The organism is Terrisporobacter othiniensis (assembly GCF_000808015.1).
Classification (GTDB): Bacteria; Bacillota; Clostridia; order Peptostreptococcales; family Peptostreptococcaceae; genus Terrisporobacter; species Terrisporobacter muris.
In genome coordinates, this window is record NZ_JWHR01000116.1 from 1 (window position 1) to 12,898 (window position 12,898).

Consider the following 12,898-nt stretch of genomic DNA (forward strand, 5'->3'; position numbering starts at 1 on the left):
GAATATTTGGATTATTCTTTAATATTTAATTTCTTTATGACACTATACTTAATTTTTTAATTTTACAATAGATTTTCTTAATATTTTCTTTAATTATTAAAAAAATTCTCCTTAATTCTTGATTTTAACATAATTATTCAATATTTTAATTATAATTTTTCATTGGCTTTTTAATATATTTCTATACTATAATATAAAGTAGGATTACAATTTTTTCCATTCAGTATTTACTATAGATTTTTATAGGAAACTTCGAATGTTAAAATTTTAACTCTATAAATTTTTACTTAACTTATTTTATAACTATAACCTCTTAAAATTTATAGAATGTATTTTAAGCTTTTGCTGTTAATTATTTACTATGACTAACTTCAAAATGAAAAGGGGGAATTTGCATGTGCAATTTTGTTTCACAGAACAAAAAATTATTTGATGAGTTAGATAGCTTAATCGTCGCTCTTCCTGAAGCTGATGAGAGTGCATTAATATATGTGCTTAAAGAAGCTCAAGGTATATTTGGCTATCTACCAAAAGAAGTTCAACTTTATATAGCAGGAAAATTAGGTGTCTCTCCTGCCAAAGTATATGGTGTTGTTAGCTTCTATTCCTATTTCTCTACTACTCCTGTTGGAGAACACAAAATTAATGTATGTTTAGGAACAGCATGTTTCGTGAAAGGTTCAAAAGATGTTCTTGCTGAACTAGAAAAACAATTAGGTATTAAATCCGGAGAAACTACTCCTGATCTTAAATTCACTATTGAATGTTTAAGATGCGTAGGTGCTTGTGGACTTGCTCCTGTTGTTGTTGTTGATGGTAGAGTATATAGTCGAGTTACACCTGATGATGTTACAGGTATAATAAATGACTATAAAGAAGTAGAAATGAGCTGTTAGGGGGGATAATACATGAAAAGAATTAATTCTTATGTTGAATTAAAAGCTGCTGTTGAAGAGTACAAACCTCTTCTTGATTTAAGAAAGAAAGATGGAGTTGATGGTGTTCCTACAAAAAGAGAAATATTAGTTTGTGGTGATACTGGATGTGCTTCTTCTGGTAGTATAAAAGTTTTAGAAGCTTTACAAGATGAAATAAAAAAAGCTGGCCTTGAAGATGTTGCTAAAGTTGAATTAACAGGATGCTTTGGTTTCTGCGCCGTAGGTCCTATAGTAAAAGTTTACCCTGATAACATTTTCTACGTAAATCTTTCTGCTGAAGATGCTGCTGAAGTAGTAGAAAGTCATATTAAAAATAATATTGTTGTAGAAAGATTATTATTTGAGGAACCATCATTAGATAATATAAGAGTTAATAATGAAAAAGATATGTCTTTCTATAAAAAGCAAAAGAAAATAGCTTTAAGAAATCTTGGTGTTATACATCCTGAACGTTTAAGCGAATATCTTGCTAATGATGGATATCTTGCTCTTGGTAAATGTTTAAATGAAATGACTCCCGAACAAGTTGTTGAAGAAATAAAAGCTTCAGGACTAAGGGGTAGAGGTGGGGCTGGATTCCCTACTGGTGTTAAATGGGAAGCTTCTGCTAAAAATCCTCCTGTTAACGGCAAAAAATTCGTTGTATGTAATGCTGATGAAGGTGACCCGGGTGCATTCATGGATAGATCGTTATTAGAAGGTGACCCTCATAATGTATTAGAAGCTATGGCTATCTGTGGATATGCTATTGGTTCTGATATCGGATATATATATATAAGAGCTGAATATCCTCGTGTTATAGAAAGATTAAAAATAGCTATAGCTGCAGCTGAAGAAGCTGGACTATTAGGTGAAAATATAATGGGCAGCGGATTCAACTTCAAACTAGAATTAAAATATGGTGCTGGTGCTTTTGTTTGTGGTGAAGGTACTGCATTGATGCATTCTATTGAAGGTAAACGTGGTGAGCCTAGAATGAAGACTTTCTCTTCTTCTAAACATGGTTTATGGAATGCTCCTACTTGCTTAAATAACGTTGAAACATTTGGTAATGTTCCAGTTATAATAACTAAAGGTTCTGACTGGTTTACTTCTTATGGTACAGAAGATTCTAAAGGTACTAAAGTTTTCGCATTAGGCGGAAAAGTAAATAACGTTGGACTTGTTGAAGTTCCTATGGGTACTACACTTAGAGAAATCGTATATGAAATAGGTGGCGGTATCTTACATGATAAAGGATTTAAAGCTGTTCAAACCGGTGGACCATCAGGTGGATGTATATCTTCTAAAGATTTAGATACTCCTATAGATTACAAATCATTAGCTTCTATAGGATCTATGATGGGTTCAGGTGGTATGCTTGTTCTTGATGAAACTGACTGTATGGTTGATATTGCTAGATTCTTCTTAGACTTCTCTGTTGAAGAGTCTTGTGGTAAATGTACTCCTTGTCGTATAGGTACAAAAAGATTATACGAATTATTAAATAAAATTTGTGAAGGTAAAGGATGCGAGCAAGACTTAGTTGATTTAAAAGACTTAGCATTAACTGTGAAAAACACCGCTTTATGTGGTCTAGGAAAATGCGCTCCTAACCCTGTATTAAGTACTATGGATTGCTTCTATGATGAATATTTAGCTCACGTTAAATATCATAAATGTCCAGCAGGAAAATGTACTTCTCTGTTAGACTTTGTAATTACTGATGATTGTATTGGTTGTGGATTATGTGCTAAAAACTGTCCAGTTGATGCAATAAGCGGTGAAAAGAAAGAAAAACATGCTATAGATACTGGTAAATGTATTAAATGTGGTACTTGTATAGAAAAATGTAAGAAGGGTGCAATTGTTAAAAGATAATTACGCTAAGGAGGGGTTTATTAATGAGTTTAGTTAATTTAACTATAAATGGCAAAGCTGTTTCAGTTCCTTCTGATACAAAAATATTAGAAGCTGCAAAACAAGTAAATGTTAAAATACCAAGCCTATGTCATTTACATATGGATGATATAAAATTTGATAACCATTGTGCATCTTGTCGTGTATGTATGGTTAGTGCTGGAAGAGGACTAGTTCCTGCTTGTGGTACTTTAGTTAAAGAAGGAATGGTTGTAAACACTAATTCTCCAGAAGCTTTAAAATATAGAAAAAATGTTGTTGAATTAATGTTATCAGACCATCCAAAAGACTGTTTATCTTGTATTAAGAGTGGCCATTGCGAATTGCAAGATATCGCTGCAGACTTAGGTATAAGAAATGTTAGATTCTCTGATGGAGATCAATCTTATGTTCCTGTTGATACTTCTACTAAATCTATAGTTAAAGATCATGCAAAATGTATACTATGTAGAAGATGTGAAACTATGTGTAACGAAGTACAATCAGTTGGTGTATTATCTGGTATCAACCGTGGATTCGGCACAGAGGTTTCTACATTCTATGGTGTTGATTTAGCTGATACTAACTGTACTTTCTGTGGTCAATGTATAAGCGTATGTCCAACAGGTGCATTAGTTGAAAAAGATAATACTGGCGCTGCTTGGGATGCTTTAGCACAAAAAGAAAAACCTGTTATGGTTCAAACTGCTCCAGCTGTAAGAGTTGGTCTAGGAGAAGAGTTTGGATTAGACCCAGGTTCTATATCTACTGGTAAAATGGTTTCTGCATTAAAAGCTTTAGGTTTCGATTATGTTTTCGATACTAACTTTGCAGCTGACTTAACTATAATGGAAGAAGCTAATGAGTTTGTAAATAGATTTATTAAAGGTGAAAAACTTCCTATATTAACTAGCTGCTGCCCAGCTTGGGTTAACTTTATGGAACATGAATTTCCAGATTTATTACCTCATCTTTCCACTTGTAAATCTCCACAAAGTATGTTTTCCCCAATAGCTAGACATTACTTTGCTGAAAAAGCTTTAGGTAAAAAACCTGATGAAGTTATAGTTATGTCTATAATGCCTTGTGTTGCTAAGAAATACGAAGTTTCTAGAGAAGAATTAGGTCAAGATGGATATCTAGATACTGATTTATCATTAACTACTAGAGAATTAGCAAGAATGATAAAAGAAGCTGGTATAGATTTAGCTAACTTAGAAGAAGCTGAGTTTGATAGCCCACTTGGATATTCTACTGGTGCTGCTGATATATTTGGTGCAACTGGTGGTGTTCTTGAGGCTGCACTTAGAACTGCATATCATGATATAACTAAAGAAGAAGCTCCTTCTCTAGATTTTACAGTTGTTAGAGGTATGGATGGTATAAAAGAGGCTTCTTTAGAAATTGCTGGTCATACAGTAAATGTGGCTGCTGCAAGTAGTTTAGGAAATGCTAGAAAATTAATGAATGAATTAAGAGCTGGAACTTGCAAGTACCATGTAATAGAAATCATGGCTTGTCCTGGTGGATGTGTTGCTGGTGCTGGTCAACCTTATCACGGGGGAGACTATGATAAAGTTAAAGCAAGAGCTAAAGCTTTATATGAAATAGATGCTAATAAACCACAACGTCTTTCTCATGCTAACCCAGATATCATCAAATTATACGATGAATTCTTAGGTGAAAGAGGTGGACATAAGTCTCATGAATTGCTTCATACTGAGTACTATGATAAAAGTAATGTATTTGCTGACGCTGAATGCTAATAATTAATACTTTACTTATTGATTAAAAATTAAAGGGAGTTATGAAATTTATAAAAATCTCATAACTCTCTTTTAATTTATTTATCAATTACCCTAGTTAATTTTTCTGTGAACTCTTGAGCTGCATCTATACCCATTCCTCTTTGCCTAAAGTTCATAGCGGCTACCTCTATTATCATAGATGTATTTCTTCCTGGTTTAACAGGTATTACTAACTTTTCAATTTTTCTTCCAAGTATTTCTTCATATTCTCTATCTAAACCTAATCTATCATAATATTTTTGTTGATTCCAATTTTCTAATTCAATTACTAAATCTATTGCTTTTTGATTTTTTATTGCCCCAACACCATATAGACTTTTAACATCTATTATTCCTATACCTCTTATCTCCATATAATGTTTTAATAATTCTGGTGCTTGACCTACAAGTCTACTATCATCAACTTTTCTAATCTCAACTGCATCATCAGCTACTAATCTATGACCTTTTTGTATTAATTCTAAGGCAGTTTCTGATTTACCTATACTACTTTCTCCCTTTATAAGAACACCTATACCATATACATCTACTAAAACTCCATGCATTGTAACATGAGGCGCTAACTTGTTATCTAAATAATTAGATAATCTATTAATAAATCTAGTAGTACTACACTTGCTACTTAATACTACTCTATTATATTTTTTAGCTTTTTCTATTATGTCTGAATCAACTTCTAAATCCCTCGTAACTATTAATACAGGTATTTCATAAGAGAAAAATTTATCTAATATTATTTCTCTTTTATCTTTTTTTATATTTTTAAAATAAGTATATTCTGTTTTTCCTATTATTTGAATTCTTTCATAAGGAAAATATTCAAAATATCCTGCCAGCGGTAATCCTGTTCTATTTACATCTTCCGACTCCACATAGTATTCCTTCTCCTCTGGCATATATACTACCTCTAAATCCAAATCATCAATTAATTGAGATATAGATACTTTATCTTTTACTGTTTCTATCAATTACTTACTCTCCCTTTCTAAAATATTCATAAATATTTTCTGCTACACTTTTATTTAATCCCTCTACTTTAGATAACTCTTCTACTGATGCATTTTTTATATCTTCAATGCTTTTAAAATTAGATAATAATGCTTTTTTTCTTTTTTCTCCAACGCCTGGAATATCATCTAAAGAAGATTTTGTTAAAGATTTGTTTCTCAAGCTTCTGTGATAGCTTATGGCATAGTTATGTACTTCCTCTTGAATACTTGCAACAAACCTATATAGATTTGACGTTTTATCAAGTTCAATATCATTTGAAGCACATATCAATCCCTTTGTTCTATGTTTGTCATCTTTATACATTCCCCACAAAGGTATATCTATTCCATATTTATCAAAAACTTTTTGTACAGCACTGACTTGTCCTTTTCCACCGTCTAATAGTATTAAATCAGCAAAATCACCTTTTTGCAATCTTCTATCTAAAATTTCAGCCATAGAATCATAATCATTAGGTCCTTCTACAGTCTTTATTTTATATCTTCTATACTCTTTTTTGTCCTTGAGTCCATTTGTAAAAACAACCATAACACCTATGGAATCTACACCTTGTATATTAGATATGTCATAAGATTCTATTCTTCTCGGTGGTTCTTGTAAGCCTAATACTTCAGCTAGCTCAATTAAAGCCCCTTCACTTCTTTCATATTTTCTTTTATTTAAATTAGAGAATTTTTCTAAGTATTCCATAGCATTTTTCTTAACCATAGATATTAAACTTTTTTTATCTCCTTTTTGAGGGACTCTTATAGATACCTTTTGTCCTTTAATATTTGATAACCATTCTTCAAGAACTACTTGATCTTCTATCTCTGATTCAATAATAATCTCTTTTGGAATATATTCTGCCTTCATGTAAAATTGTTTTACAAAAGAACCAAGTATTGCTTCCTTACTAGAATCCTTTGTTCCCTCTAATATGAAATGCTCTCTTCCAACTATTTTACCATGTCTAATAAAGAATGATTGTACACAGGCTTCTTCATCATTATAAGCCATAGCTATTATATCTTGATTGATATCATCTGTAGATACATCAATTTTTTGCTTTTGCATCATTTCTTGAAGATTCATTATTTTATCTCTATAAATAGCTGCTTCTTCAAAATTAAACTCCATAGAGCATTTATTCATCTTTTCTTTTAAAATCTCAATTAAAGTTTCTTCTTTTCCAGATAAAAATAATAGTATTTCTTCTATCATTTTATTATATTCTTCTTTTGAAACATTTCCAGTGCAAGGTCCCACACATCTTTTTATGTGAAGGTTTAAACATGGCCTCATATTATTTTTAATAGCTCTTTCAATATCAACATTGCAAGTTCTTATAGGATAAATATTTCTAATAACATCTAAAGTATCATTAACAGCTTCCACATTTGTATATGGTCCAAAATATTTAGCCTTATCTTTAAGAACTCTTCTAACTTTTAATACTCTTGGAAAATCTTCATTTACTGTTACCTTTATATAAGGGTACGTTTTGTCATCCCTTAATAAGACATTATATTTAGGTCTATATTTTTTAATTAAATTACACTCTAAAATCAATGCTTCTAGCTCTGAATCAGTGATTATATACTCAAATGAATTTATATTTTTAACCATTGATTTTACCTTAGAAGAATGGTTTTTAGATGATTGAAAGTACTGTCTTACTCTATTTTTTAATGATATGGCTTTACCAACATATATTATTTTATCATCTTCATCTTTCATTAAATATACCCCAGGCTCAGCTGGTAGTTTTTTTAATTGTTCCTGTATATCAAACACTTATATTCCTCCGAAATCAAAATTCGCTTCTATAATTCATTCTATAATAAAACTTCTAATTCTTATATAGATAAAAATTAGAAGTTTTATATTTCATCTTTGATAATATTAAAAATTTCAAAACTTATTCAAAGTATTTCTTTAGGAATTGCCCTGTATATGAACCTTTCACCTTAGATACTTCTTTAGGTGTTCCAGTAGCGATTATTTTTCCACCTTTATCTCCACCTTCTGGTCCCAAATCTATAATGTAGTCACTAGTTTTTATAACATCTAAATTATGTTCTATTACTACTATAGTATTCCCTGTATCAGCAAGTTTTTGTAAAACGTGAATCAACTTATCAACATCTGCCATATGAAGTCCTGTTGTAGGCTCATCAAGAATATATAAAGTCTTTCCTGTCGGTCTTTTACTTAATTCTGATGCTAGCTTAATTCTTTGTGCTTCTCCTCCAGATAACTGAGTTGAAGGTTGACCAAGTTTGATATAGGAAAGTCCAACATCTATCAAAGTTTCAAGTTTTCTTTTTATAGTTGGTATATTTTCAAAGAACTCTAATGCTTCTTCCACATTCATATCAAGTACATCTGCAATAGTCTTATCTTTGTACTTAACTTGTAGAGTTTCTCTATTATATCTTTCACCTTTACATACTTCACAAGGTACGTAAACATCTGGTAAGAAATGCATTTCTATTTTGATTATACCGTCACCCTTACAAGCTTCACATCTACCACCTTTAACATTAAAACTAAATCTTCCTTTTTTGTAGCCTCTAGCTTTAGCTTCATTTGTTGTAGCAAATAAATCTCTTATTTGGTCAAATACACCTGTATAAGTAGCTGGATTTGATCTAGGCGTTCTTCCTATTGGACTTTGATCTATATTTATTATTTTATCTATATTTTCAATTCCTTTAATTTCCTTATGTTTACCAGGTCTTTGTCTTAATCTATTGACCTTACTTGCTACACCTTTGTATAAGATTGAATTAATTAATGAACTTTTTCCAGAACCTGATACACCTGTAATACATACAAATTTTCCAAGAGGTATCTTTGCATTAATATTTTTTAAGTTATTTTCTGTGGCACCTTTAATTTCTATAAAGTTTCCATTACCTTCTCTTGTAGTATCAGGTATTTCTATTACTTTTTTACCACTTAGATATAATCCAGTCATTGAATTAGGATTTTCTAATATTTCATCTAAAGTACCTTGAGCTACTATTTCTCCACCATGAACACCAGCACCTGGTCCAATGTCTACCACGTAGTCAGCTTCTCTCATAGTATCTTCATCATGTTCAACTACTATTAAGGTATTTCCAAGATCAGTTAAATGTCTTAATGTTCCTATTAATTTTTCATTATCTCTTTGATGAAGACCTATACTTGGCTCATCTAATACATATAAAACTCCAACTAAAGCAGAACCAATTTGAGTAGCAAGTCTGATTCTTTGTGCTTCTCCTCCTGATAGCGTTCCAGCTTTTCTTGATAAAGTTAAATATTCTAATCCTACATCTTTTAAGAAAGATGCCCTTTCATTTATTTCTTTTAAAATTTCATGAGCTATAAATTTATTTTTTTCGCTTAACTCTAAGCTCTGAACAAAGTCTAATAAATCTTTTACAGATAGATCTGTAACTTCCATTATATTTTTTCCACCTATTAGAACAGATAGAACTTCTTTTTTCAGTCTATTACCCTTACATTTTGGACAAGGTGTTTCAGCCATATACTCTTCAATTTTGTCTCTTGAATACTCTGAATTAGTTTCTCTATATCTTCTTTCAAGGTTTACTATAACCCCTTCAAAAGGAGCCTTATACTCTCTTCTTCCTCCAAACTTAGAGTCAAAAATAAATTGAACCATTACATTATTTTCACCATAAAGTAATTCTTGAACAAAATCTTCTGGTAAATCTTTAAATGGAGTATCTAAAGATACATTAAAGTGTTCAGCTAAGCTTTGTACCATTTTGCTATAATATGTATCATCACTTGTGCTTACACTTCCCCATGCAGCTATCGCTCCTTGTTTTATACTTAAATCTTTATTTGGTATAACAAGATCCGGATCAACTTCTCTACTTTCTCCTAATCCTTTACATACATCGCAGGCACCAAAAGGAGCATTGAATGAGAACATTCTTGGTGATAGTTCTTCAATTCCTATACCATGTTCTGGACAAGCAAATTTAGTAGAGTATAAAACTTCTTCTCCACCTACTATTTGAGCTATCACAAGTCCATCTGATAATTTTACAGCCGTTTCTATAGAATCAGCTAGTCTTCTTTCTATTCCATCTTTTACAACTATTCTATCTACAACAACTTCTATATTGTGTTTCTTATTTTTCTCTAAATTAATATCATCAGTTACTTCCTGATTTTCTCCATTAACTCTAATTCTTACAAAACCATCTTTAGCAATGCTTTCTATAAGTTTTTTATGAGTTCCTTTTTGACCTCTTACTACAGGAGATAAAATTTGAAGTTTACTTCTTTCCGGAAACTCTAATATTTTATCTACTATCTCTTGTATAGTCATTTGAGATATTGGTTTTCCACATGTAGGACAGTGAACATCTCCAACTCTTGCAAATAAAAGCCTTAAATAATCATAAATCTCTGTTACTGTACCTACAGTAGAACGAGGATTTTTTGATGTTGTCTTTTGGTCTATAGATATAGCCGGTGATAACCCTTCTATATATTCCACATTTGGTTTTTCCATTTGTCCTAAAAACTGTCTAGCATAAGCTGATAAACTTTCCACGTATCTTCTTTGCCCTTCTGCATAAATAGTATCAAATGCTAAAGAAGATTTTCCAGAACCTGATAGTCCCGTGAAAACTATAAACTTATTTCTAGGAAGCTCTATACTGACATTTTTAAGGTTATGTTCTTTTGCACCTTTTATAATGATTTTATCTTCCATTAATTTTTTATCCTTTCTCCTAACTCTTTTATCTTATCTCTTAACTGAGCTGCTCTTTCAAATTGTAAGTTTTGTGCAGCTTCCATCATTTCCTTTTGTAAAGCTTCTATATTATTTTGAACTTCGTACTCATCTTCACTTTCAGCAATTCCAAATACAACTTCTTCATCAGCTGGTTTAAGTGTTTCTATACTATCTCTAACTTCCTTAACAATAGTTTTAGGAACAATTCCATTTTCCTCGTTATATTGAGACTGTATCTCTCTTCTTCTTTTAGTTTCTTCAATAGTTGCTGCCATAGAACGTGTAATCTTATCAGCATACATTATAACCCTACCTTCTGAGTTTCTTGCAGCACGTCCTACTGTTTGTATTAGAGATGTTTCTGATCTTAAGAAACCTTCTTTATCTGCATCTAATATAGCAACTAATGAAACCTCTGGAATATCTAAACCTTCTCTAAGTAAGTTTATACCTACTAGTACATCAAATTTACCAAGTCTTAAATCTCTAATTATTTCTGTTCTTTCTAGTGTATCTATATCTGAATGTAAATATTTAACCTTTATTCCTATTTCTTTTAAATAATTAGTTAAATCTTCACTCATTTTCTTAGTTAAAGTAGTAATTAAAACTCTTTCACCTTTTTCTGTAACTTTATTTATTTCACCAACTAAATTATCTATTTGATTTTCAATTGGTCTTACTTCTATAATTGGATCAAGTAACCCTGTTGGTCTTATTATTTGTTGTGCTACAGTTGTCGAATGTTCTATTTCATAAGGTCCTGGTGTTGCAGAAACAAATAATACTTGATTTATATTTTCTTCAAATTCAGCAAAGTTTAAAGGTCTATTGTCATAAGCAGATGGTAATCTAAATCCATTTTCTATTAATGATTGTTTTCTTGATCTATCTCCTGCATACATTCCTCTAACTTGAGGTATAGTAACGTGAGATTCGTCTACTATTAATAAGAAATCATCTGGAAAGAAACTCATTAATGTATAAGGTTTTTCACCTTCTTCTCTTCCTGTAATATGTCTTGAATAGTTTTCTATACCCTGACAAGTACCTATTTCATTTAACATTTCTATATCATATTTTGTTCTTTGTTCAATTCTTTGAGCTTCTAATAATTTGTCATTATTCTTAAAAGATTGAACTGTTTCTGCTAATTCTTTCTCAATAGCTTCTACTGCATGGGCAACTTTTTCTGGAGTAGTTACATAATGTGACGCTGGAAATACTGCTACATAGCTTCTTGTTCCTAAAATTTTTCCTGTAACATAATCAATTTCCACGATTCTGTCTATTTCGTCTCCAAAAAATTCTATTCTTATAGCTTTTTCATCATCACTTGCAGGGAATAATTCTAGAATATCACCTCTAACTCTAAAAGTTCCTCTCACAAAGTTAATATCATTTCTTTCATATTGTATATCTACTAATTTTCTTATTAGAGTATCTCTGTCAATTTCCATTCCTGTTCTAATGGATAACATAAGCTTTTTATAATCATCAGGATCCCCAATACCATAAATACATGATACAGAAGATACTACTATTACATCATCTCTTTCTAATATAGATGCTGTAGCTGAGTGTCTTAGCTTATCTATTTCATCATTTATACTTGCATCCTTTTCTATATATGTATCACTGGATGCCACATAAGCTTCTGGTTGATAATAATCATAATAACTTACAAAATATTCAACTGCATTATTAGGGAAAAACTCTTTAAACTCGCTATATAATTGAGCTGCTAAAGTTTTATTATGAGCTAGAATTAAAGTTGGTTTTTTTACTTCTCTAATTATATTAGCCATAGTAAAAGTTTTACCCGAACCTGTTACACCTAGTAATGTTTGAAACTTTTCATCATTATTAATTGAAGTAACAATTTCCTTTATTGCCTCTGGTTGATCCCCTGTTGGCTTAAAAGCCGATTGAATTTCAAAGTCCATATCTCCTCACTCCTTTAGAACATCCGTTCCGTATAATTACAATCTTAATTATACCATAATAATCCTATTATTTATCTCTTGTATAAACATTTATTATAAAATTTATTCATTAATATATATTACCCATTTAAAATGATTTAAATAATCTCTGTCATAAAAGTAAATTTTGTATATAACCCACAGAATTGAAATATAAATATATAAAATTAAATAACAAGAAAACCATGTGCAAATACAATTATTTACACATGGTTTTCTTGTTATTAATTGGTGACCCATCGGAGATTCGAACTCCGGACACCTTGATTAAAAGTCAAGTGCTCTACCGACTGAGCTAATGAGTCAAATTATGGCGACCTGGAAGGGGCTCGAACCCTCGACCTCCAGCGTGACAGGCTGGCATTCTAACCAACTGAACTACCAGGCCGCGTTTGTGTTTTAATGGTGGGACCAACAGGGCTCGAACCTGTGACCCCCTGCTTGTAAGGCAGGTGCTCTCCCAGCTGAGCTATGGTCCCGGGATAAATAAATGGAGCGGGTGAAGGGGATCGAACCCTCACAGCCGGC

Annotated in this window: 7 protein-coding genes and 3 tRNA genes; 3 read left to right on the top strand and 7 right to left on the bottom strand. The window is 31.4% G+C overall.

Annotation, left to right across the window (positions count from 1 at the left end):
* The first annotated feature begins 395 nt into the window (after positions 1–395).
* The 3 genes from QX51_RS14840 to QX51_RS14850 are packed head-to-tail and all read left to right on the top strand — an operon-like array spanning position 396 to position 4,582.
* Complete coding sequence (locus tag QX51_RS14840; protein ID WP_039680683.1) at positions 396–896, top strand: NADH-quinone oxidoreductase subunit NuoE family protein; 501 nt, start codon at positions 396–398, stop codon at positions 894–896.
* 12 nt (positions 897–908) lie between these two features.
* Positions 909–2,798: an NADH-ubiquinone oxidoreductase-F iron-sulfur binding region domain-containing protein gene (locus QX51_RS14845; protein WP_039680684.1), complete on the top strand. Its 1,890-nt coding sequence runs from the start codon at positions 909–911 to the stop codon at positions 2,796–2,798.
* 23 nt (positions 2,799–2,821) lie between these two features.
* Positions 2,822–4,582 carry an NADH-dependent [FeFe] hydrogenase, group A6 gene (locus QX51_RS14850; RefSeq protein WP_039680685.1) on the top strand — a complete coding sequence of 587 codons (1,761 nt, stop codon included), beginning with the start codon at positions 2,822–2,824 and terminating at the stop codon, positions 4,580–4,582.
* Positions 4,583–4,659: 77 nt separating this feature from the next.
* Here the strand turns inward: QX51_RS14850 and hprK are convergent, their stop codons facing one another.
* From hprK to QX51_RS14885, 7 genes are all read right to left on the bottom strand, one after another.
* Positions 4,660–5,589 carry an HPr(Ser) kinase/phosphatase gene (gene hprK / locus QX51_RS14855; protein ID WP_039680689.1) on the bottom strand — a complete coding sequence of 310 codons (930 nt, stop codon included), beginning with the start codon at positions 5,587–5,589 and terminating at the stop codon, positions 4,660–4,662.
* 7 nt (positions 5,590–5,596) lie between these two features.
* Positions 5,597–7,411 (bottom strand): excinuclease ABC subunit UvrC, encoded by a 1,815-nt coding sequence (uvrC, locus tag QX51_RS14860; RefSeq protein ID WP_039680686.1) that lies wholly within the window; start codon positions 7,409–7,411, stop codon positions 5,597–5,599.
* 124 nt (positions 7,412–7,535) lie between these two features.
* Positions 7,536–10,361: an excinuclease ABC subunit UvrA gene (gene uvrA / locus QX51_RS14865; protein WP_039680687.1), complete on the bottom strand. Its 2,826-nt coding sequence runs from the start codon at positions 10,359–10,361 to the stop codon at positions 7,536–7,538.
* The gene (uvrB, locus tag QX51_RS14870) at positions 10,361–12,331 is read right to left on the bottom strand and encodes an excinuclease ABC subunit UvrB (RefSeq protein ID WP_039680688.1); all 1,971 of its coding nucleotides are present in this window, start codon (positions 12,329–12,331) and stop codon (positions 10,361–10,363) included. The genes uvrA and uvrB overlap by 1 nt, the downstream gene beginning before the upstream one ends.
* 268 nt (positions 12,332–12,599) lie before the next feature.
* A tRNA-Lys gene (locus tag QX51_RS14875) sits at positions 12,600–12,675 on the bottom strand.
* Positions 12,676–12,681: 6 nt separating this feature from the next.
* A tRNA-Asp gene (locus tag QX51_RS14880) sits at positions 12,682–12,758 on the bottom strand.
* A 15-nt stretch (positions 12,759–12,773) separates the two neighbouring features.
* Positions 12,774–12,849: transfer RNA gene (locus tag QX51_RS14885), tRNA-Val, on the bottom strand.
* Positions 12,850–12,898: the final 49 nt, after the last annotated feature.